The sequence below is a fragment of the Rhizobium sp. Rhizsp42 genome (assembly GCF_047304155.1).
In the GTDB taxonomy this organism is placed as follows: domain Bacteria; phylum Pseudomonadota; class Alphaproteobacteria; order Rhizobiales; family Rhizobiaceae; genus Rhizobium.
This window is the reverse complement of the sequence record NZ_JBGLYS010000010.1, coordinates 89,803-112,852: the sequence shown is the minus strand read 5'-3', so window position 1 is coordinate 112,852 and position 23,050 is coordinate 89,803. Positions and strand designations below refer to the sequence as shown.

The window sequence follows — 23,050 nt, the reverse complement described above, 5'->3', positions numbered from 1 at the left end:
TTGTAAATTAACTATTGCGACGCTGGATGATCTATGCATAAATTTGCCCCGTCGATCAACTCGGAATGATGTGGTCGGCACGTTGAATACCCGGTGTCTCGTTGTGGAGGACGGCCGCCGGGGCGTGTTGATCAGTTCAACTGGGAGGAATTCAATGGCATTTTCCAAACATTTTTCATCGACCACGCGCCGAACCTTTCTGAAGGGAACAGGACTGGCGTCCGTGGCAGCGATGGCAGGCAGCTTCCCGATCCCCGCGATTGCGCAGGCTCAGGAAGTCAATGTGATTTCCGCTGAAAGCAACGGCAAGGCGCTCGAAGCGCTGAAGAAGATCGCCGAGGACTTCGGCAAGCAGGCAGGCACCAAGGTCGTGGTCAACAACATGGACCACGAGGCCCACAAGACCGCGATCCGCAATTACCTGACCGCCGGCGCCCCCGACGTCTGCTTCTGGTTTTCCGGAAACCGCATGCGCGCCTTCGTCAAGCGCGGCCTTTTCGACGACATCTCGGATCTGTTCGAGAAGGAAAAGTACAAGGATGTGCTCGGTGCGAGCGCGGGCGCCGTTACCGTCGACAACAAGCAATACGGCTTGCCGACCGGCGGCACGCTCTGGGGCATGTTCTATCGCAAGGACGTGTTCGAACAGAATGGTCTGACGATGCCGACCTCGGCCGAGGAGTTCTCGGCCTATTGCGACAAGGCGAAGGCTGCCGGCCTGACACCTGTTGCAATGGGGACCAAGGAACTTTGGCCCGCTGCCGGCTGGTTCGATCAGATGAACCTTCGTATCAACGGTCTCGACAAGCACATGGCCTTGATGGACGGCCAGATGAGCTATCTCGATCCGTCGCTGACCCCTGTCTTCGATCAGTGGGAAGCCATGATCAAGAACGAGGTGTTCACGCAGAACCACACCTCGTTCGGCTGGCAGGAGGCCGCGGCCTTGCTCGCCCAGAAGAAGGCCGGGATGATGAATCTCGGCGCCTTCCTGCGGGCGGCCTTCACCGAGGCCGATTTGCCTCAGCTTACCTTCGCGCCGTTCCCGACGCTGGATACCAACGTCCCTCGCTTCGAGGAGTTCTCGCTCAATTCGGTCCACATTCCGACGAATGGCAAGAACAAGCAGGGCGCGCGCGAATTCCTAGCTTATTTCTACCAGCCGGAAAACCTTGCCACCTATCTTGAGCCCGGCGGTAACGTTCCGCCGCGCAACGACCTGCCGCCAAGCAAGGATCCGCTTGTCAACGCGGCGGTGGAATCCTTGAAGCAGGTCAAGGGAACCTCTCAATATTACGACCGCGACAGCGATCCCGATATGGCGCAGGCTGGTCTCGTCGGCTGCCAGGAATTCATGGCCAAGCCCGATCGTCGCCAGGCGATCCTGCAGCGCCTCGAAGGCACCCGCAAGCGTATTTACAAGATCTAGTTCTCCTCCCGACGACCAGGGGGCGGAGTTGCGGTTCCGCTCCCTCACTTCCTCCAGAGGTTCTGACCAATGTTGATGTTATGGCGCCGCCAGCGATGGTGGCTCACCCCCACTTTGCTGATCGCTCCCGCGATCATCCTGTTCTTCACGGTCATTCTTCTGTCGGCCGTCCGCAGTCTGTGGATCAGCCTGCACGACTGGGACGGAATGGGGCCGATGACCTGGATCGGCTTCGGCAACTATCTGGAGCTCCACAACGATCCGCAGTTCTACACGTCGCTGAAGAACAATCTGATCTGGCTCGTCATGTTCATGGCGGCACCGCCGCTCGGGCTCGCCATCGCGCTGCTCGTCAATCAGAAGATCCGCGGCATGCGCTTCCTGAAGTCGCTGTTCTTCATCCCGCTGGTGCTCGCATCCGTCACCGTCGGTGTGGTCTTCACCTGGGTCTACACACCGGAGTTCGGACTTCTGGCGTTGATATTCAAGGCATTCGGAGCCGTCGCTCCCGCGGTGCTTTCGGATGAGCACTTCGTAACCTTCGCGATCGTGATCGCGGCACTCTGGCCACAGGTCACCTTCTGCATGGTCCTCTATCTCGCCGGCCTCAACAATCTAAGCGAGGAGCTGATCGGGGCGGGACGTGTCGATGGCGCGCGGGGATGGAGCATGCTCTGGCACATCGTCCTTCCGCAGCTCACGCAGGTCTCGTTCATCGCGATCGCGGTCACCGTCGTCGGCGCGCTTCGCTCCTTCGACATGGTGTCGGTGATGACGCGCGGCGGTCCGTTCGGTTCCTCCTCTGTGCTTGCCTACCAGATGTTCGAACAGTCGATCTTCTCTTACCGGTTCGGATATGGCGCGGCCATCGCATCGATCCTGTTCCTGATCATGGCGGCGTTCATCGTCTGGTACCTGTCGCGGATCATCCGCACCGAAGAGAGGGGTGGCTGATGTATCCTCGTCCAATTCCCGAGACGGCCGTCTGGCATCGCCGGTTTTATTTTCTTCTGGTGGTGGTCGTCCTGCTTCTTTGGCTCTGCCCGCTTTTCGCGATCATATTGACCTCCTTCCGTTCGACGGCTGACGTCATGGGCGGGAACCTCTGGGGCTGGCCGACCGAGTTTGGCCTGATCGACAACTACAAGGCGGTCTTCACGCAGACGCCGATGGGCCAATATTTCATCAACAGCCTGACGATCACCATTCCATCGGTGATCGGTGTCTTGGTGTTGAGCACTCTGTCCGGCTACGTCCTTTCGCGATACCGCTTTCCCGGCAACATGCTGATCTTCGCGCTCTTCGTCGGCGGCAATTTCCTGCCACACCAGATCATGATGATCCCGGTCCGCGACCTGATGGTCCGGCTTGATCTCATCGATACGACGACAGCGCTGATCATCTTTCATATCGCCTTCCAGACCGGCTTTGCCACGCTCTTCATGCGCAACTTCATCGCGGCCTTGCCCGATGAGCTGTTCCAGGCGGCGCGAGCCGAGGGAGCGACGCCATTTCAGACGTTGATCCATGTTGCCGTTCCGCTTGTTCGTCCGGCACTCGCCGCGCTCGCGATCCTTCTCTTCACCTTCATCTGGAACGACTATTTCTGGGCGGTGGTGCTGACGGTGAGCGATTCCGTCAAGCCGGTCACGGCCGGCCTTGCCAACCTGCGCGGCGAATGGGTGTCCGCATGGAACCTGATCTCGGCCGGCACGATCGTCGTCGCCGTCCCGCCCGTCGTGATGTTCTTCCTGATGCAACGCCACTTCATCGCCGGCCTGACGATGGGAGCGGTGAAGGGATGATCACGCGCAACCAGCCGACTATTCGATTTTTCAAAGCAGGGAGCCAGGAAGCATGACCAGCCTCGAACTGCGACAGATTAACAAGAGCTATGGTGCCTATCACGCGCTGAGAGGGATCGATCTCTCGGTGGCCGAAGGCGAGTTCATCGTCATGGTCGGCCCGTCCGGCTGCGGCAAGTCCACGCTCCTGAAAACCATTGCCGGTCTTGAAGGGATCAGCTCCGGGCAGATCCTCATCAACGGGCGCGATGTCAGTCGCGAGGAGCCTGGTGACCGCGGTATCGCCATGGTTTTCCAGTCCTATGCGCTTTACCCGCACATGACGGTCGCCGAGAACATGGGGTTCGGCCTGCGCATGGCCAAGCGCCCGAAGGCCGAGATAGACGCGGCCGTTGCCCGCGCAGCCAGGATCCTGCGCATTACCGACCAGCTGGAAAAACGACCGAAGCAGCTCTCCGGCGGCCAGCGCCAGCGCGTGGCGATCGGCCGGGCGATCACCCGCTCACCCGATGTCTTCCTGTTCGACGAACCGTTGTCGAACCTCGATGCGGCGCTGCGCACGCAGATGCGCGTCGAACTCTCCAGCCTGCATGCCGAGCTCGGCGCGACCATGGTCTATGTGACGCACGACCAGGTGGAAGCCATGACCATGGCAAGTCGCATCGTCGTTCTCAATCAGGGCAATATCGAGCAGGTCGGTTCGCCGCTCGAGCTTTACCGAAATCCCGACAATCTCTTCGTGGCGGGCTTCCTTGGAGCGCCGCGGATGAACTTCCTCTCGGTCACTGTGGATGACGTCTCGGGACATGAGGTCCGCGTTTCGGCTCCGGGCCTCGCGCCGGTGACGGTCACGCTCGCCAATCCGGCGGCGCCGCAGAAGGGGGCCAGCCTGACGCTTGGCGTTCGCCCGGAAAACATCTCGGTGGTGCAGGACGGATCGTCGAGCGGTGTCGTCGGCGGCACCATCCGTCTCGTCGAGCATCTCGGCCGGGAGACGATCCTCTATGTCGACGCCGGCAACCTTCGCACCGTCGCCTCGGAAAGCGGCACCGGCAATATCACCGTCCAGCTCAGCTATGTCGCGCCCTTCAAGGCGGACCAGACGGTGACGCTGAAGCTCGACCCTAACGAACTCTATCTCTTCGCATCGGATGGCGGACGCACGATCAGCGCCCGCAAGACAATCCTCGACAAGTAAAAGATTGGGATCGACGATCGTGTCTGAACAGAAATTAGCAAAAATCTCCGTCTGGAATCCGGTGAAGACCGATCGCTTCCTCGTGGGCGCACCGCATTATCCCGAGCATGTCGACGAGAGCTACTGGGAGCGCGATGCCGAGCGCATGGCCAAGGCCGGCTTCAATGTCGTGCGTATGGCGGAATTCGCCTGGCACATCCTCGAGCCGGAACTCGGTCGCTTCGATTTCGATCTCTTCGACAGGGCAATCGCCGTTCTCGCCAGGCACGGCATCGACACGATCATGTGCACGCCGACGGCCACGCCGCCGCGATGGCTGACGGTCGCCCATCCAGAGATCCTGCGGGTCGATGGCAAGGGCAGGCCGATGAGCCACGGCTCGCGCCAGCATTGCGACACCGCAAGCCCCGTCTTTCGCGAGCATAGCCGGCGCATTACCAAGGCCATGGCCGAGCATTACCGCGACAATGAAAGCGTCATCGGCTGGCAGACGGACAACGAGCTCAATACGAGCATGCCGGAGAGTTTTTCAGACACGACGCTCAGCGAATTCCAGCTTTATCTCGCCGACAGATTCGGGGAGATCGGCAAGCTTAATCATGCCTGGGGCGGAGACTTCTGGGCGACGGCCTATCAGAGTTTCGATCAGGTCGTGCTGCCCATCGATTTTGGACCGACCTTCCCGAGCCCCGGACATCTGCAGGATTATCACCGTTTCCTAGCCTTCTCGACGGCGCGCTTCCAGCACGATCAGGTCGAAATCCTGCGCGGCGTCAACGCCCGATGGTTCGTCTTTCACAATCTCGGCGGCCTGCGCGACATCGACTTTCGTGGTCAGTTCACCACCGATCTCGATTTCGTCGGCTACGACCTCTATCCGATGCTCTACGACGAGTTCCAGCGCATCGGCAACCACGCCAAGGTTCAGGCGCTGCATCTCGACATCTGCCGTGGGTTCTCCGGCAACTACATCGTACCGGAACAGCAATCCGGCTTCGGCAGCCAGCCGGGCTTCTGCACTCTGACGCCGGAACCAGGCGAGATGCGGCGCATGGCCATGTCGTCGGTCGCGCGTGGTGCCGACGGGCTGATGTTCTTCCGTTGGCGCCCGGCCCATTTCGGCGCCGAGATCTACTGGATGGGCATCATCGATCACGATGACATCGGCCGCCATCGCTACGAGGAGGCGAAACAATTCGCCACCGAGATGACGGCGCTGAAAGACACGATCCTCGGCACCTATGTGCGCATGGATGTCGGCATCGCCGGTTCCGATTTCGATAATCAGGAGGCGCATAAGACCTATTCGATCGGCCTTCCGAGCCCGCAGGACGATGCGGTGCTGCTGCATCAATATTGCTATGATCGTGGCATTGCCTGCGGCTTCATTCATCCCGAGGACGATCTTTCGAAGCTGAAGCTTCTCTACATCCCGCATTGGGTCATGTGGAAGGATGAATGGACCGAGCGGCTGAAAGCCTTTGCTGAGCAGGGTGGCACGGTGGTGATCGGCGCCCGCACGGGAACGCGCGATGAGAACAACCACGTCATCCGCGAGACGGCACCGGGATCCTCGCTCTCGCGGCTGACCGGCGTGCGTGTCGAGGATTTCGGCCGGCTGACAGCGCTTGGCGCCAAGGGGCTTTTCGAGGTGATGGAACGCTCCGGCGGTCTCGTCGTGCCGCCAAATCGTCCGGCGGAATCGCACCGGCGCGAACGCCGTTTCAAGATCGGCAACCGCGAACTGGCGGCCGGCCATTTCTACGAGAACCTTGCGATCGCTGCCGATGTCGAGCCCATCGCCATCTGGTCCAACCGTTACGCCGAGGGAACGCCGATGGCGACATCCCGTGCGGTGGGAAAGGGCCGCGTGGTCTATCTCGGCACCTACCTCACGCCGGATCTGACGGAGGCGCTTTCCGAGCGGCTGCTTACCGATGCTGGTGTCACGCCGCTGGTGGCGGATCTGCCCGAGGGGGTCGAGGTGACGATGCGCATGAATGACGATCGCCGCCTGCTCTTCATCCAGAACTATCTGGACAAGCCCGCCCGGATCGAGCGCGTTCCTGTTGGCACCAATCTGCTCGACGCGAACAGCCCAGTGGACGGCACGCTTACGCTCGACGGCTACGGCTGCGCCGTCGTGCGACTTTCTTGAAACGACCGGGCGCCGGGAAGGCCGGCGGCCTGACAGATTAGGAACAGGACATGACCGATACGGATAGACTTCGCTGGGGCATCCTTGGCCCCGGCCGGATCGCGGCTGACTTCTTTGCAGGCGTCGCCCAATCGAAAACCGGACGCGTCGAAGCGATCGCAACACGCGATCCATCACGGCCGGGCCTTGCCGAACGCTTCCCCGGCGCGCGTGTCATCAAGGGCTACGAGGCGTTGCTTGCCGATCCCGATGTTGATGCGATCTACATTGCAACGCCGCATCCGACCCATGCCGAATGGGCGATCAAGGCGGCGAAGGCCGGCAAGCATGTGCTGTGCGAAAAGCCGCTCGGCCTTTCCGCAGCCGAAGCGGAGGCCATGCAGACCGCCGCCCGCGAAGCCGGCACCTTTCTCGGCGAAGCCTATATGTATCGGCTCCACCCGCTGACGCTGAAGCTGATCGCGCTCTTGAAGGACAAGGCGATCGGCGACGTCCTCATGATCAAGTCGAGTTTCGGTTTCGCAAAGCCATTCGAGAAGGACCACCGGCTGTTTGCCAATGATCTTGCCGGCGGTGGCATTCTCGATGTCGGCGGCTATCCGGTTTCCATGGCACGGCTCGTCGCCGGCATTGCCGAACCGCACGGCATCATCGAGCCGGACCAGGTTTTCGCCGTCGGTCATCTCGGCTCGACCGGTGTCGACGAATGGAGCGCCGCCATCCTGCGCTTCCCGAACGGCATGATCGCCGAAGTCGCCTGCTCGGTGTCGCTGGCGCAGGACAATGTGCTGCGCATCTTCGGTACGGAAGGTTCGATCGAGATCGACCAGTTCTGGTTCGCCGCCGGCAAGCAGGGTGGGACCGCGATCATCCGGCTGTTCGATGCCACAGGCAAGCGGCAAGACATCGCGGTTGACGAACCACGCCATGTCTACAGTTTCGAGGTCGATGCGGCCACGGCTGCGATCCGGGAAGAACGGCGCGAGTTTGCCTATCCCGGCATGACATCCGCCGACACGCTCGGCAACCTCAAGGTCATGGACAAGTGGCGTGCGGCGATCGGCCTGGAATACAGACTGGAAACGCCTGCTGTCCGCACCCGGACGTTGACCGGCGAAGCGCTCACCCGCAAGCAGCTGATGGTGCCGAGAGCACACATCCCAGGTGTCGAAAAGGAAACGTCAATGCTGGCACTCGGCATGATGCTGTTTTCGACCTTTCCTGGCGCATCGATCGCTCTCGACGAATTCTACGAGGCGGGTGGCAACCTCATCGATTCCGCGTTCCAGTATGGCGGGGGGACGCAGGACCGGCTGATTGGTGAGTGGGTGCGCAGTCGCGGCGTGCGAGACGATGTGGTGATCATCGAAAAGGGCGCGCATTCGCCGCTATGCTATCCCGACGTGATCGCCAAGCAGCTGACCACCAGCCTCGAACGCATGCAGACGGATTATGTCGACGTCTACTTCATGCACCGCGACAATCCCGACATCCCGGTCGGCGAATTCGTCGATGCCATGGATGAGGAGGTGCGGGCAGGGCGCATCCGTGGCCCGATCGGCGGGTCAAACTGGACGCGCGAGCGCATGGACCAGGCGATTGAATATGCCGAGCGCACGGGAAAAACGAGACCGAGCGTGCTCTCCAACAATTTCTCGCTCGCCGAGATGGTCAATCCGGTGTGGTCCGGATGCATTGCTTCGTCCGATGCCGATTGGAAGGGCTGGCTAAAAGAGAAGAAGGTCATCAACTTCGCATGGTCCAGCCAGGCCAGAGGCTTTTTCACCGATCGATCCGCACCGGGGAATATGTCGGACCCGGAGCTCGCCCGCGCCTGGTACTCCGATCTCAACTTCGAGCGCAAGGCGAGAGCTGAGGAGCTCGGCCGGCGCCTTGGCAAAGACCCGATCCAGATCGCGCTTGCCTATGTGCTCAACCAGCCGTGGCCGGTGATCCCGTTGATCGGTCCTGCCACTCTTTCCGAGCTGCGTCACAGCCTCAACGCCGCGCAGATAAGCCTGACGCCGGCGGAGGTTCAGTGGCTTGAGCGCGGTTGATCCGGAGCGGACAGATGGATCGATCCGCTGCCCTTTCTCAATCTCTCGTCGACGGGATGCTTGGCAGGTAACATTCAGGAGGAAAACACGATGCGTAAAGCGCTGATCGTCTGGGGTGGCTGGGCAGGCCACGAGCCCGAGCAATGCTCGGTCATCGTCAGGGATCTCCTTGAGAAGGAGGGGTTTGACGTTCTGGTGGAGCAGACGACAAGCGTGTTTGCGAGCCCTGACCTGAAGAACTTCAGCCTCATCGTGCCGATCGTGACAATGTCGAAGATCGAGAAGGAGGAAGTCAAAGGTCTGACGCAGGCGATCGAAAGTGGCGTTGGTTTTGCCGGCTATCATGGAGGCGCCGGCGACAGCTTTCGCGATTCAACCGATTACCAGTTTATCGTGGGAGGGCAGTGGGTCGCCCATCCCGGCAACATTATCGACTACACCGTCAATATCACCCGCCCGGACGATCCGCTGATGGCGGGGATTGCGGATTTTCGCTACAGTTCCGAGCAGTATTACATGCATGTCGACCCGTCGAACGATGTGCTGGCGACGACGACCTTTACCGGTGAACATGCTTATTGGATCGATGGCGTCACCATGCCTGTTGTCTGGAAGCGTATGTATGGCAAAGGCCGCGTTTTCTACTCATCGCTTGGCCATGCTGCCAAGGAATTCGATGTGCCGCAGATGTATGAAATCTTCAGGCGCGGTGCTCTCTGGGCCGCACGGTAACACTTACCTCAGAACGGGCGGGATTTCGGACACGGTGGGCTCGAAGTTTCCGAGCTCAATGAGCTCGAACATCCGGGTCAGCATTGCCGGCACATCCTGGCGGACCATCTCGATGTTGTCGCCGAGGAGGGCGACGAGAGGGTCGTAGTCGAAGCAGCCGAGGGCGAATTCCTGTTCGCTGACAGGTCCGGCGAGCCGCACCCAGCGCAGCACACCTTCGAGTGTAATCGTCGAATTGACGAACATGCCTCTCGAAAACGGCAAACCGCTTGCGGCACGCTCTTGGAGCGCGCTTTGCGCCTTTTCGGGGGCGTAGCCACAGGCGATGACCCTGTGGTCCTCAAGGTCGATGCCGTGATCCGCATGTGCCTGGCGAAAGCCCCTCAAGCGTTCCATCGTGTTGTGATCGCCACCGCGTCCACCAACGAACATCAGCGGCTCCATGGCGCCAAATCGTTGTTGGCAACTGACGAGAATTCTTCGCGTCAGCTCGCGGGCGCCGGCGAAATTGTCGGAAATGACTGAAGGCGCGAGTTTGCCCGGTAGGTCGAGGTTGATCGTGCGTACGCCGGCGGCGGCGCAGAGCTCGGTGATCCTGTCTGGGTCGGTCGCACCTGTCGCGATCACGCAGTCCACCTGATACGAAAGCATCGTTCGAGCGGCCTCGATCTCAAGCGCGGGGTCGCGTCGCGTGCAGGTGATGAGCGGGAAGAGGCCCTTGTCACGCGCCATCGTCTCGAAGAGCTCGACGATCGAACCGAAATACCGGTTGTCGTACTTGGGAACGATCATCCCAATGATGTGCGACTTCTCGCGACGCAGGAGACTTGCCTGCATGTTGAGCGCGTAACCCTGCTCTTCGGCTATGCGCGTTATCTTCTCGGCAAGCTGCTTGCTGATGCGCCGCTTCTTCCAGTTTCCGTTCAAGACAGCGCTGACCGCGCTCGCGGATGTGCCCGCGAGTTCCGCAAGGTCGTAGATCGTTGTTCGCTTCTGCTGCCTGTCCAGACTCAAAATTCTCATCTCCTGTATCGGGCGCTAACTTGACATCAAACCAGAGAAGTGGCAAATCTTGCTTCATCGATTGAGCAAGTGCGCTCAATCGATGATGCGTGTCAGCTAGGAGGCTGGCACCGGGAGGTGATTTCGCAGCTATTGGTGGTCCTCTTTGCCGTGCGGCTCTCGTCGAGCCGCGGCTTGAGGCGATGACGCATCGCGCGTCAGGCCGATGTTGCGGCAATGGCCGAACCTTGCCGTTGGTCAATTAAGGAGGAGAACATGACCTATTGCAAACTTTCCCTGATGTCGGCGACCATCCTGATGGCGCTCGGCGGAGCAGCATTCGCCCAGGAAGCGTCCACGGTGGCGTTCCTGATGCCCGATCAGGCGTCGACCCGCTACGAGCAGCACGATTTTCCGGGCTTCAAGGCGGAAATGGAAAAACTGTGCGCCAAGTGCACTGTCGTCTACCAGAACGCCAATGGCGACGCGTCGCTGCAGCAGCAACAGTTCAACTCGGTGATTGCCCAGGGAGCCAAGGTCGTGGTCCTCGATCCGGTCGACTCGGCCGCGGCCGCGGGCCTCGTGGAGCTCGCGCAGTCCCAGGACGTCAAGGTTATCGCCTATGACCGTCCGATCCCGGACAAGCCGGCTGATTTCTACGTGTCCTTCGACAATGAAGGTATCGGCTACGCGATTGCCAAGTCGCTTGTCGAGCATCTGAAGAAGGCCGGTGTGCCTGATGGTGCCGGCGTGCTTGAGATCAACGGCTCCCCGACCGATGCGGCCGCCGGCCTTATTCGCGACGGCATCCATCGCGGGCTTAAGGAATCCCAGTACAAGACGCTTGCCGAATTCGACACGCCGGAATGGGCGCCGCCGAAGGCGCAGGAATGGGCCGCCGGCCAGATCACGCGCTTCGGCGCCGATATCAAGGGCGTGGTCGCCGCCAATGACGGCACCGGCGGTGGTGCGATCGCCGCGTTCAAGGCGGCGGGCGTCAACCCCGTTCCGCCGGTCACCGGCAACGACGCGACGATCGCGGCACTGCAGCTCATCATCTCGGGCGACCAGTACAACACGATCTCCAAGCCTTCCGAGATCGTAGCGGCGGCGGCCGCACAGGTCGCTGTCCAGCTCATCAAGGGCGAGAAGCCGGAAGCCAAGACGACGCTCTACAACACGCCGTCGCAGCTCTTCATCCCGGCCGTCGTCACCGCCGAAAACATAAAGGCGGAAATCTTCGACAAGAAGATCCAGACGGCTGAGCAGATCTGCACCGGCGAATATGCCGAGGGCTGCAAGAAGCTCGGTATCGGCGACTAAGAGCCGATCCGCCATTCCGGCCGCACCGCGTGCGGCCGGTTTCTCAAGGACGTACAAAGGCCCTCAGCCATGAGCACCACAGCAAGCAATGTACCGGAGCGCGGGCAGCCCATCCTGCGACTACGAAACGTGTCGAAGAATTTCGGTGCCGTCTCGGCGCTGACCGATATCGAACTGGACGTCAAGGCGGGCGAAGTCGTGGCCCTGGTGGGAGATAACGGCGCCGGCAAGTCGACCCTGGTAAAGGTCCTGGCGGGCGTTCACCAGCCATCGTCCGGCTCGATCGAGTTCTGCGGTCAGAGTGTATCGCTAGACAGCCCCGGCAAGGCGCTGGAACTCGGCATCGCCACCGTCTTCCAGGATCTGGCGCTCTGCGAGAACCTCGACGTCGTCGCCAACCTGTTCCTCGGGCATGAGCTCTCGCCGTGGTCGCTCGACGAGGTGGCGATGGAGGTCCGAGCCTGGACACTGCTTCGGGAGCTGGCCGCGCGCATCCCATCCGTCAGGGAGCCGATCGCCTCTCTGTCCGGCGGTCAACGCCAGACGGTAGCGATTGCAAGGTCGCTCCTCCTCAATCCGAGGATCATCATGCTCGACGAGCCGACGGCCGCACTCGGCGTCGCGCAGACCGCCGAGGTGCTCAATCTGATCGAGCGGGTCCGTGATCGCGGCCTGGGCGTCATCATCATCAGCCACAACATGGAAGACGTCCGCGCCGTCGCCGATCGCATCGTCGTATTGCGGCTGGGCCGAAACAACGGCGTCTTCACGCCAGATGCCTCCAACCAGGAACTCGTGGCCTCGATCACGGGTGCCACGGAAAATTCCGTCTCGCGCCGCATCGAGCGCAAGACAGGCACGGCGCAGGAAAACAGCGGGAGACCGGCATGAGCCAGAAACCATCCGATACAACACTCGCACCCGCCACGACGCTCGATCGCAGCGACGAACGCGTCCGCCATGACGACAGCATGATGGCGATGGTCGGCGCTTTTATCGATCGCGTCAAATCCGGCGATTTGGGCATGCTTCCCGTCGCGGTCGGGTTGATCGTCATCTCGACGGTCTTCTCGCTTCTCAATCCGGTGTTCCTCGCGCCCAACAACCTCGTCAACCTGCTCTTCGACTGCGCGACCGTCGGCATCATTTCACTCGGCATCGTCTGCGTGCTGATGCTCGGCGAGATCGATCTCTCCGTTGGCTCGATGAGCGGCCTGTCATCCGCCATTCTCGGCGTTCTCTGGGTGAACAACGGCCTCCCGTTTGTCGTCGCGATCATCGCGGCCATCGCGGCCGGCGCGGTCATCGGGACCGTCTACGCCGTGCTTTACAATCGGCTGGGAATGCCAAGCTTCGTGGCGACGCTTGCCGGCCTGCTGGCGCTGCTCGGCATGCAGCTTTACATCCTAGGCCCGAGTGGCAGCATCAACCTTCCCTATGCTTCCCCGCTCGTCCGCTTCGGCCAGATCCTGGTGATGCCCGATTGGCTGTCTTATCTGCTCGCTCTCATTCCAGGCGCCGTGATCATCGCCAAGGGCCTGCGGACACGCCAGCAACGCGCTGCCGTCAACCTATCGTCGCAGCCCTTCGCGGCGACAGCCATCAAGGCCGTCGTGCTGACCGCGGCACTCGAATTCGCGGTCTACTATCTCAACCTCGGTCGCGGCATTCCGTGGATGTTCGGCCTGTTCGTCGCCATCGCGGTGGTCTTGAACTACGGCCTGACGCGTACCCAATGGGGACGCTCGATGTTCGCGGTCGGCGGCAATCGCGAAGCCGCGCGGCGCGCCGGCATCAATGTTCGCCGCATCTATCTGAGCGCCTTCGTGCTTTGCTCGACGCTTGCCACCATCGGCGGCATTTTGTCAGCCTCGCGTCTTGCCTCATCGAGCCAGCAGGCCGGCACTGGTGACGTCAACCTCAACGCCATCGCCGCCGCCGTGATCGGTGGGACGAGCCTCTTCGGCGGCCGTGGCAGCGCCTATTCCGCGCTGCTCGGGATCATCGTCATCCAGGCGATCTCCAACGGCCTGACCCTGCTCAACCTCAGCTCGTCGTTGCGCTACATGATCACGGGCGGCGTTCTCGCCATTGCCGTCATCGTCGACTCGCTCGCCCGTCGTTCCCGCGTCAGCCACGGACGCGCCTGATCAAACTTCTAGGAGTAAATTCATGACCGACCTCATGAAAGGCAAAGTCGCCGCCATCACCGGCTCGGCTTCCGGCATCGGCCTCGAATGCGCCCGCACATTGCACGCCGAAGGCGCGACCGTCGTTCTCATCGACCGCGCCAAGGACAGACTGGATGAAATCTGCGCGGAGTTCGGCGAGCGCGCATTCCCTCTCGTCGTCGATCTTCTCGACGGCAAGCAACTCTCTGGCATCCTTCCCAGGATTTTGGAGATCGCTGGTGGGCTCGACATTTTCCACGCCAATGCCGGCGCCTATATCGGCGGGCAGGTCGCCGAAGGCGATCCCGATGCCTGGGACAGGATGCTGAACCTCAACGTCAACGCAGCCTTCCGCTCCGTTCATGCCGTGTTGCCGCACATGATCGCCCAGAAGTCGGGCGACATCCTGTTCACCAGCTCGATCGCCGGTGTCGTGCCGGTTGTCTGGGAACCGATCTACACCGCCTCGAAATTCGCGGTGCAGGCATTCGTGCATTCGACACGCCGCCAGGTCGCGCAACACGGCGTACGCGTCGGCGCTGTCCTGCCGGGTCCGGTCGTGACCGCGCTGCTTGATGACTGGCCGAAGGCGAAGATGGAGGAAGCGCTTGCCAATGGCAGCCTGATGCAGCCAAGGGAGGTCGCCGACTGCGTGCTCTTCATGCTATCGCGGCCGCGCAACGTGACCATTCGTGACCTCGTGATCCTCCCCAACAGCGTCGACCTCTAGAGACCGTGATCTCCGCGCGATGCGCGGGCATCAGCCATTCATGCCAGAAAGATGAGAGACCATGAGCGACGAAGTCCAAACACCGCGCTACGTGATCGGCGTTGACGTCGGCACCGGAAGCGCTCGCGCGGGGGTGTTCGATCTCGGCGGACGGATGCTGGCTTCGGCCAAGCGCGACATCACGCTTTACCGCGAGGCGGGATCGATCGTCGAACAGTCGAGCAACGAGATCTGGCGGGCGGTCCGCGACGCCGTGCGTCAGTCCGTTCAAGATGCAGGCGTAAGCCCGGAGACCGTCGTCGGACTGGGCTTCGACGCGACATGCTCGCTCGTCGTCCTCGGTGACCAGGGCAAGCCCTTGCCGGTCGGCCCATCGGAGGATCCCGAGCGCAACATCATCGTCTGGATGGATCACCGGGCGGTTTCGCAGGCGGAGCGGATCAATGCGCTCGGCCATGAGGTCCTGCGCTATGTCGGCGGGCGCATCTCTCCCGAGATGGAAACGCCAAAGCTGCTGTGGCTGAAGGAGAACCGGCCTGACGTGTTCGACGCGGCGTGGCAGTTCCTCGATCTCGCCGATTACCTGACCTGGCGCGCCACCGGCGATCTCTCGCGATCCACCTGCACGGTGACCTGCAAGTGGACCTATCTCGCGCACGAGAAACGCTGGGACCCGACATATTTCGAGGAGATCGGCCTCGGCGCGCTGGCGGATGAAGGCTTTGCCCGCATCGGCCAGACGATTGTCGAACCGGGCTCGGCGCTTGGTGGCGGCCTGACGCCGGCTGCGGCGGCGGAGCTCGGGCTTTTGCCGGGGACGGCGGTTGCCGCCGGACTGATCGATGCCCATGCCGGCGGGATCGGTACGGTCGGCTTCGGGGACGGACCGACGGCGAACCTCGGCTATGTCTTCGGCACCTCATCCTGCACGATGACATCAACAGTCGAACCGGCCTTCGTCCAGGGCGTTTGGGGGCCCTATTATTCCGCGATGGTTCCTGGGCTTTGGCTCAATGAAGGCGGCCAGAGTGCCGCGGGTGCTGCGATCGAACAGCTTCTCTCCTTTCATCCTGCCGCGGCGGAAGCGACGCAAATTGCAAAAGACAAAGGCCAACCGCTCCCCGTCATGCTTGCCGACCTCGCCGCCAGCGCGGCAGGCGCTGATGCCACCTCGCTCGTGACAGGTCTTCACGTCGTTCCCGAATTCCTGGGTAACCGCGCACCGCTGGCCGATCCGCACGCCCGCGCGCTGATCGCGGGTCTCGGCATGGAGCGCGATATCGACAGCCTCGTCCGGCTCTACGTGGCGGGGCTCTATGGCATCGGTTATGGGCTCAGGCAGATCATCGACGCACAAGCGCAGGCGGGTGTCGAGATCGATACGGTCGTCATCAGCGGCGGGGCCGGGCAGCAGGCTTTCGTTCGTCAGCTTTTGGCGGATGCCTGTGGTAAGCCCATCGTCGCGACGTCAGCCGATGAACCGGTGTTGCTGGGCGCGGCCATTCTTGGCGCGGTCGCCAGTGGCAGTTACCGCGATGTTCGCGACGCGATGAGCATGCTGACGATGGTCGACGGAACGTTCACGCCATCCGCGGGCCCGGCCGCCGATATTCACCTGCGGAGATATGACGCTTTCAAGCTGTTGCAGCAGTTGGGGCAGCAAGTGCGTGATTGCTGATCAAGGATAGGCCTTTGCCCCATCCGTCGCGCTTTTGCTGGAAGTGCTGGAAGTCCACGGACCGGATCGCAGGCAAAAGCATGTCGGGCAGGTGCTGCGCGATATGGCCTTGCGCCAGATGTCTTGCGGATCCGGTATCTTCATCTTAAACCGGGCATCTGCCGATCACGGCGCGTTGTGAGCGGCAAAATGGCTGACGAGCCACGGATGAGTGATTGCCGATCCGCCGGATGACCTGATGAGCGACCTGTTTGACACTGCTGGACGGATGAATCCGCAACCTCTTGCCGCGGCGCTGAGGCCAGCGACGCTCGACGACATCATTGGCCAGGAAGCTGTTGTTGCTCCTGGCTCCATCCTGCGCCGGCGTATCGCGGCAGGCCGGCTGGGAAGCATCATACTTTACGGTCCTCCCGGCCTCGGCAAGACGTCGATCGCCCGCGCCGTCGGCAACATGCTTGGCAAGACGTTCCGACCTCTCAATGCGACACGGGCGGGCGTTGCCGATATCCGCCGGATCGCGGACGACGCCCGCATCCATCCAACCCTGATTTTCGTCGATGAGGTTCAGCGCTTCTCGGCGACCCAGACCGACGATCTTCTGGCACTTTGCGAAGAGGGGCTCGTCGACTTCATCGGCGCCACGACTGGCAATCCGTTCCATGTCCTGACACCCGCTCTTGTGTCTCGCTCGACGATCATTCGGCTCGAGCCCTTGACGCTTGGTGAAATGGAACAGGTCGTTCGGCGCGGCATCGATCATCTGCACGCGACCGACATTCCGATTGTCCTGACGCCCGATATGGTCCGGCTGATTGCCGGCCGGTCGGGTGGAGACGCCCGCCGAGCTCTCACCACATTGGAGAGCCTGGCCGTCGGTCACGCTGGCGATGAAGACATCGTCATCACAGATGACATGATCGACGAAGCCTACGCGTCTGCCCCCATCAATCACGATCGTTCGGGTGATGCCCATTACGACATCGTCTCGGCCTTCATCAAATCCATGCGCGGTTCGGATCCGGACGCGACGCTCTATTGGCTCGCACGGCTGATCCACGGCGGCGAGGATCCGCGCTACATCGCCCGGCGCATCATGATTCATGCGTCGGAAGATATCGGATTGGCCGATAACTCGGTGCTCCAAACCGCGGTGGCGGCTTCACAGGCGGTCGAGAAAATCGGATATCCGGAAGCGCAGACGATCCTGGCACATGCCGCCCTTCATCTGGCGCGTGCGCCGAAGTCGAGTTCGGCTTCCCGAGGCCTAGGGCTTGCTCTTCAGTACGTCGCCTCGCAGCCCCCGGAAAGCGTCCCGCTGCATTTGCGTGATGCGCATTACAAGGGGGCTGCTTCGCTCGGCCATGTCGGATACCAGTTTCCGCATGATGATGCTCGAGGCTGGGTCGAGCAGACCTATGCGGAAGGGATCCCCCGGGGAGCCTTCTACCAGAGCGACGCGCGCGGCGCATCGACATTTGAAAAACGGGCCGATGAGTTCTGGGAACGTGTCACCGGGATGCCGCCCGTTCGTCGCTGAGGTCGTTCGTTCCGCAGATCGCTGCGTGCCCGCGCACGGCGGACTGAGAACGCCTGGGTTGAACGGGCAGATCACGGGATGTTGGCGTATAAAAGGGAGCCGTTGGGAGGGGAGGAACGGCTCCCTTTAAGCTGTCAGAAACTCGCCTTGAGGGATGCCATGACGTTGATCGGCCTCCCCGCGTAGTTGTCTGTTCTGCCCTTTGTGGTTTCGATGTAGTGTTGGTCGGTCAGGTTACGACCGATAAGCGAGAAATCCAGATGCTCGTTGATCTTGTAGGCGAGTGACGCATCCAGGGTGTAGTAGCCATCGACGAAGAAGCGGTTTTCCAGGTCGCCGGGGCGTTCGCCTATGGCGGTGATACCGGTGCCCAGCCTCAGGCCTTCGAGCTTGCCGGTCTGGAACTCATCGGTCGTGGACGATCAACCGCTGACAGAAAACGGACACAGTGCCCTAAGCTAGTCGTACCAGTCGCTGTCATGGCGACGTCGCCAGTCGCGATCACGTCGATCGTAGTGACGGTTGCTTTCTCTGAAATCTCGGTCGCGGTAATAGCGTCGCTCGGCGCGCTCAGGGTGTTTTGTACAGCGCCACGGTTCGCGGTGACACACATTCGCGTCACCTCCGAGCAAGCTGTCGTACCCGCCCTTACCCTTAGCATCGAACGCGTGGACCGAGCCTGTGGTCAAAAGAGCTATGCCGATTGCGATGAAAACGTTTCTCATCCTCTAGCCTTTCATTGTTTCTGCATCGATGAACAACACAACGAGCTGTGGACATCCGTGCCTAAACATGTGAGCCTTGTTGAATGTTCCACCTTACAGACCTCGCCGTCTTTGCGTTGATCGCCGATGTTAAAAGCATTTCGGGTGCTGCGCGGTCACTCAAAATGCCTAAGTCGTCTGTGAGCAGGGCTCTGGCGAGGTTAGAGGCCGAAGTCGGCCGGGTCTTAATAGAGCGCTCGACGAGGTGTCTTCGCCTGACCGAGACGGGTGAGATGTTCTACGCCCATGCGTGCCGCATCTTGGACGAAGTGGCCGCCGCGGAAGAGGCGATCGGCAATATGCCCTTTTGTCCCGATGAACTCCCTCAGCAATGATGATCTCTAATGGCACGGCGATATGCGGGACTTTGCAAAGGCGCACATTGTTCTTGAAACAGAGCGGCGCGGGTGACACCGTATCACAGACGTAGCGGATGGCCCGGTCCTTTAGCGCTCGTGCGCATGGCGGAGCTCCAGTGGCGCATCCAGCTGGTTTAGCGTAGCCCGCTGAGCAGTCCGCAACATTGTGGAATCTTGCGCGTTTCATATCCTCAACCGAGGAGAAAATGATGTCAAAACGCGAACTCGTCGATACAGGGACGGATAAGCGATACGTCCGTCGCGCCAAGGACGGCAAGTTCAATAAATCGACCGACATCGGTCGTTCGCTCTGCGCGGACAAACGCCACAAGTCGCAGACCGAAGCGAAGCGCGGCGAAGGCGACCGCGGCGATCATCATGCGAAGCACTGATGGCGGAGCCGTCATTTTTTTAAATGCTACCGGCGGAGCGGCAAAGTCCGTCTTGATAATCATCGCCGACAGCGCGGCCTTCACGTGACGGGTTTCCAGCAGAACAACATCAAAACCAAGGAACGATGCGCGCGCGTCGATTGAAATCGATCGCAAGATTACGCCCTGTGCGAACTACGTAGCCGGATAGCATCGACCGTTGCGGCAGGGGGATCGGCGCTCCCAAAGTTGCAAAAACGTGTCCCGCACGACTTCCTCGGCTGTCGACCGAGATCGCACGTGCCGGGCTATCGTAAGATGCAAACGCTTACGTCGACTTAGAAAAATCGTAAGCAGATCCTGGGAATAAGCCGTATCCATCAAGGGTGGCATTTACAGCGATCGTCAACTCTGACAATTCCGGCAACTCATGTTATCGAGGCGATGGCACGCTCCAGATTGCACCGGCTCTTGCCAAGGGCTACGCCTGATGCCCTTGAGGGCTCGGCCTCTAGAAACGTGTGACAAAATTGATCTGTGCCGCACTGGAGCGCAGATCTTTGCCAAACTCACCGGTATAGGCGAGTGTCAGGCGCGCCGACTTGGAAAGCTTCGCCGAAATACCAAACTGTGTCACGACCGAGTTTTCCGGAATATCGACGCCACCGATGAGGAATGGCGAACCGCCGGCGAAGGCGAGGCTGGAATATGGCGTCACATCACCCGCGACATGTCGCCATCCCAACATGCCGGAGAACAGGATAGGCACGTCGCCTTGCGACCAATCCATGGACCAACGCAACCCAACCGTCGATGTGGCGATTGCATCGTTACCGCCCGCCGATGACAGAGCTGCAGCACCGCCACTTTCCTGAAATGCGTCGGTCTTGAGGTTGACGTAAGCGAGGTTGGCAAATGGCTGGAACGTGACGGCATTCCATTGTTGCGTCCACGAGACATCGGCGAACAGCTGGCTGGTGGCGCTCGCATACTCGGCGTTCAGTTCATTCGAAAATGTTCCAAACGAGACGTCCCTGTGTATTGAAGCTTCGTTATGGGAGTAAACCGCGCCGCTTGTGAGGGTTATCGGCCCGAAGTCGCCCGTGGCATAAAGGCCGGCGTGGTAGGAATCCGCGTCCGCCTGGTCCAAGGAGCCTCTGCTGTAACCCGCTATCGCGCCAACGCGCCATTGATCGGAGATCGGCGCATCGGCTCCAAACACGACACCGGAAAGGCCGGTATCGATTCCCGCCGCATTTCCATTGTTCGACCAACGGTTGGACGACGCGTAGCCGGAGGTCCAGAAAACCGCGTCGTCCTCGCGTGAAGCGATGTCATTGAGGATCGCCTCGCGTGTGAAGCGGCTCTCCCACAGGAGGGCGCTCTTGAGCGAGGCATGAACCTCGCCGCTCAGTTGCGAGAATGCGCTTTTCGCGGTGATGTCATCCAGTGACAACACTGCATCATAGACCGCGTTGCCCGACCCTGATGCTTCCACGGCCGTAGCGGTTGCCCGACCATTCGCCGTATCGGCGACGTCGGCAAAGCGCACATTGTTGCGATCGAGCGTCATGTCTATGCCGGTGACATCATAGGTGAGTGTCGGAGACAAAAAGGCAAAATCGCTTGAGATCGTATCGAAGGCGCCAGTAACGCTTCCGGCGGTCAGGATTGTGTAGCTGCTTGTCGTCGCATAATTGCCGCCAGCCGCTCTGATGTCGAGCGTGCCTCCCTGGATGGCAACCGCGCCTGTCGCATTGACACTGTCGGAACGGCCGTCGGCCTGGATGTCCACCTGATAGGTCGAGCCGGCGCCAAACGTCAGATCGCCGTTGACGGTGAGCGTCGCGATACCCGGTCCTGGTGACAACGAGCCGCCGACATTCACGAGGAGCTCGCCGACGGCGCCGCTACCGGATAGCAGACCGCCGTCATTGACGTCGACCGCGCCCGAGATAAGGCCGTCGTTGATCAGCGCGCCGCCCGAAACCGTTGCCGTTCCCGCTATCGTTCCGGTGTTTGAGAACGTGCCGCCATTGTTCACCAATGCGGCGACAGTCCCGTCGTTTGCGGTGCTGCCGGCATTTGTAATCGTTCCCGCCACTGCGCCATTGTTGTTGATGAGGGTGCCCCGCGCGCCGACATCGACGTTGGCCAATGTCGCATTGTTGACGACCTCACCTCCGCTCACTGTCGTGTTGCCGGTTACCGATCCACCCGCGTTGTTGACGAAACTCCCACCGTCGTTTTGAACGGAGGCGATCGTTCCGGCATTTGTGACGCTGCCGGAGTTCCTGATCGCGCCCGCCGTGGCCCCACTGTTGTTCACGAACGAGGCCACGGCCGCGACGTCGGCGTCGGTCACGACGAAATTGTTGATCACGGTTCCGCCCGCGACCACGGTTTGCCCTGCAATCGTGCCGCCGGCGTTGTTGGTGAAAGTGCCAGCCCTATTGGTCAGGCTGGCAACCGTGCCGGCATTGGATGTGGTGCCGGCATTCGTGACATCCCCGGCGGTCGCGCCAGTGGCGTTGGTGAAGATGCCCGCCGTGCCGACCTCGACGCCGTTGAGCGTGGCGTTGTTCGTAACGATGCCGCCATTGACGCTGGTATTGCCACTAACGACCCCACCTGCATTATTGACGAAGGTTCCGGCATCGCTTTGCAGGGAGGCGACCGTGCCGGCGTTTGTAACGGTGCCGGAGGTCCTGATTGCACCGGCCGTGGCTCCCGTATTGTTGATAAAGGCGGCGGTGGCGGCGACGTCGGCATCGGTGATGACGAAGTTGTTCGTGACGGTTCCGCCAGTGACGGTGGTCTTTCCGGTCACCGTTCCGCCGGCGTTGTTGATGAAGGTGCCCGCCGTATTGGTCAGGCTCGCAATCGTGCCGGCGTTGGATGTGGTGCCGGCGTTCGTGACCGCACCCGCGATGGCGCCGCTGGTGTTGGTGAGGATGCCCGCCGTGCCGACCTCAACCCCATTGAGCGTGGCGTTGTTCGTCACATTCCCGCCGTCGACGTTGGTAGTACCGGTGACGATGCCGCCCGTATTGTTGGTGAATGATCCAGCCTCGTTCTGGATGGAGGCGATCGTTCCCGCGTTTGTAACGGTGCCGGAATTCCTGATCGCGCCGGCTGAAGCTCCGGCGTTGTTGATGAAGGCAGCGGTGGCGGCCACATCCGCATCGGTGATGACGAAGTTGTTCGTGACGGTCCCACCCGTGATGGTCGTCTTTCCGCTAACCGTTCCGCCGACGTTATTGGTGAAGGTCCCCGCCGTATTGGTCAGGCTGCCTACCGCACCGGCGTTCGACGCCATACCGGCATTGGTGACCGTCGCGATCGTCGCGCCGCTGTTGTTGACCAATGTTCCGCCAGCGGAGATGTTCGCAGCGCCGGTGGCGCCATTATTGGTAAGGGCCGTCCCGGCATTGACCTCGGCGCTGGTGAGCGTGCCGGTGCCGGTTACGGTGACATTGCCGTTATTGAGGGTTAGCTGGCCATTGAGGTTGCCATCAAGAGAGAGGCTGCCGCCGTCCAGCCTGACATTCGAGTTGACGACGCCCCCCTGGTTGATGCCAAGGCTGCCCGCGCTGATCGTAATGCCGCTCGCCGCATTGAGCGTACCGTCAGAGGTGACGGTAACGTTGCCACCACCCACATCGAGATGGCCGATCGTGACGTCCGTCGTGACCTGCGGGGAACCTGTATCCACGCGCGCGCTGTCGCTGGA

General features: G+C 61.1%; 17 protein-coding genes. 15 read left to right on the top strand and 2 right to left on the bottom strand.

The annotated features are described in order from the left end of the window. The first annotated feature begins 154 nt into the window (after positions 1–154). The 7 genes from ACCD05_RS12440 to ACCD05_RS12410 all read left to right on the top strand — a co-directional run bounded on the left by ACCD05_RS12440 (position 155) and on the right by ACCD05_RS12410 (position 9,379). Complete coding sequence (locus ACCD05_RS12440; protein WP_413392978.1) at positions 155–1,429, top strand: ABC transporter substrate-binding protein; 1,275 nt, start codon at positions 155–157, stop codon at positions 1,427–1,429. Between the two features lie 69 nt (positions 1,430–1,498). Further along, positions 1,499–2,383, top strand: coding sequence for a carbohydrate ABC transporter permease (locus tag ACCD05_RS12435; RefSeq protein ID WP_413392976.1), 885 nt, complete (start codon positions 1,499–1,501; stop codon positions 2,381–2,383). Then, entirely contained in the window at positions 2,383–3,234 is an 852-nt protein-coding gene (locus ACCD05_RS12430; protein ID WP_413392974.1) for a carbohydrate ABC transporter permease, read from the top strand. The genes ACCD05_RS12435 and ACCD05_RS12430 overlap by 1 nt, the downstream gene beginning before the upstream one ends. Positions 3,235–3,286: 52 nt before the next feature. Further along, a complete protein-coding gene (locus ACCD05_RS12425) occupies positions 3,287–4,432 on the top strand; it encodes an ABC transporter ATP-binding protein (RefSeq protein ID WP_413392972.1) in 1,146 nt (381 codons plus the stop codon). A gap of 19 nt (positions 4,433–4,451) precedes the next feature. Continuing rightward, positions 4,452–6,590, top strand: a complete 2,139-nt coding sequence (locus ACCD05_RS12420; RefSeq protein WP_413392970.1) for a beta-galactosidase — start codon at positions 4,452–4,454, stop codon at positions 6,588–6,590. 50 nt (positions 6,591–6,640) lie between these two features. Beyond that, complete coding sequence (locus ACCD05_RS12415) at positions 6,641–8,647, top strand: aldo/keto reductase (RefSeq protein ID WP_413392968.1); 2,007 nt, start codon at positions 6,641–6,643, stop codon at positions 8,645–8,647. Positions 8,648–8,737: 90 nt separating this feature from the next. Next, the gene (locus ACCD05_RS12410) at positions 8,738–9,379 is read left to right on the top strand and encodes a ThuA domain-containing protein (RefSeq protein WP_413392966.1); all 642 of its coding nucleotides are present in this window, start codon (positions 8,738–8,740) and stop codon (positions 9,377–9,379) included. Between the two features lie 3 nt (positions 9,380–9,382). On the opposite strand, the gene ACCD05_RS12405 is transcribed toward ACCD05_RS12410, so the two are convergent. Further along, positions 9,383–10,393: a LacI family DNA-binding transcriptional regulator gene (locus ACCD05_RS12405; RefSeq protein WP_413392964.1), complete on the bottom strand. Its 1,011-nt coding sequence runs from the start codon at positions 10,391–10,393 to the stop codon at positions 9,383–9,385. 264 nt (positions 10,394–10,657) lie between these two features. Between ACCD05_RS12405 and ACCD05_RS12400 the strand changes: the two genes are divergently transcribed. From ACCD05_RS12400 to ACCD05_RS12365, 8 genes are all read left to right on the top strand, one after another. Beyond that, positions 10,658–11,704: a sugar ABC transporter substrate-binding protein gene (locus tag ACCD05_RS12400; RefSeq protein WP_413392962.1), complete on the top strand. Its 1,047-nt coding sequence runs from the start codon at positions 10,658–10,660 to the stop codon at positions 11,702–11,704. A gap of 69 nt (positions 11,705–11,773) precedes the next feature. Then, entirely contained in the window at positions 11,774–12,595 is an 822-nt protein-coding gene (locus ACCD05_RS12395) for an ATP-binding cassette domain-containing protein (RefSeq protein WP_413392960.1), read from the top strand. Continuing rightward, complete coding sequence (locus tag ACCD05_RS12390) at positions 12,592–13,854, top strand: sugar ABC transporter permease (protein WP_111564520.1); 1,263 nt, start codon at positions 12,592–12,594, stop codon at positions 13,852–13,854. Before ACCD05_RS12395 ends, ACCD05_RS12390 begins: the two co-directional genes overlap by 4 nt. Positions 13,855–13,876: 22 nt before the next feature. Further along, positions 13,877–14,605 (top strand): SDR family oxidoreductase, encoded by a 729-nt coding sequence (locus ACCD05_RS12385; protein WP_413392958.1) that lies wholly within the window; start codon positions 13,877–13,879, stop codon positions 14,603–14,605. 61 nt (positions 14,606–14,666) lie between these two features. Continuing rightward, positions 14,667–16,283 carry an FGGY-family carbohydrate kinase gene (locus ACCD05_RS12380; protein WP_413392956.1) on the top strand — a complete coding sequence of 539 codons (1,617 nt, stop codon included), beginning with the start codon at positions 14,667–14,669 and terminating at the stop codon, positions 16,281–16,283. 238 nt (positions 16,284–16,521) lie between these two features. Continuing rightward, the gene (locus tag ACCD05_RS12375; protein WP_413392954.1) at positions 16,522–17,823 is read left to right on the top strand and encodes a replication-associated recombination protein A; all 1,302 of its coding nucleotides are present in this window, start codon (positions 16,522–16,524) and stop codon (positions 17,821–17,823) included. An 808-nt stretch (positions 17,824–18,631) separates the two neighbouring features. Further along, the gene (locus tag ACCD05_RS12370) at positions 18,632–18,922 is read left to right on the top strand and encodes a LysR family transcriptional regulator (RefSeq protein WP_413392952.1); all 291 of its coding nucleotides are present in this window, start codon (positions 18,632–18,634) and stop codon (positions 18,920–18,922) included. Positions 18,923–19,155: 233 nt separating this feature from the next. Beyond that, entirely contained in the window at positions 19,156–19,338 is a 183-nt protein-coding gene (locus ACCD05_RS12365; protein WP_413393078.1) for a hypothetical protein, read from the top strand. A 490-nt stretch (positions 19,339–19,828) separates the two neighbouring features. On the opposite strand, the gene ACCD05_RS12360 is transcribed toward ACCD05_RS12365, so the two are convergent. After that, positions 19,829–23,032, bottom strand: coding sequence for an autotransporter domain-containing protein (locus ACCD05_RS12360; protein WP_413392950.1), 3,204 nt, complete (start codon positions 23,030–23,032; stop codon positions 19,829–19,831). Between the last annotated feature and the right edge of the window lie 18 nt (positions 23,033–23,050).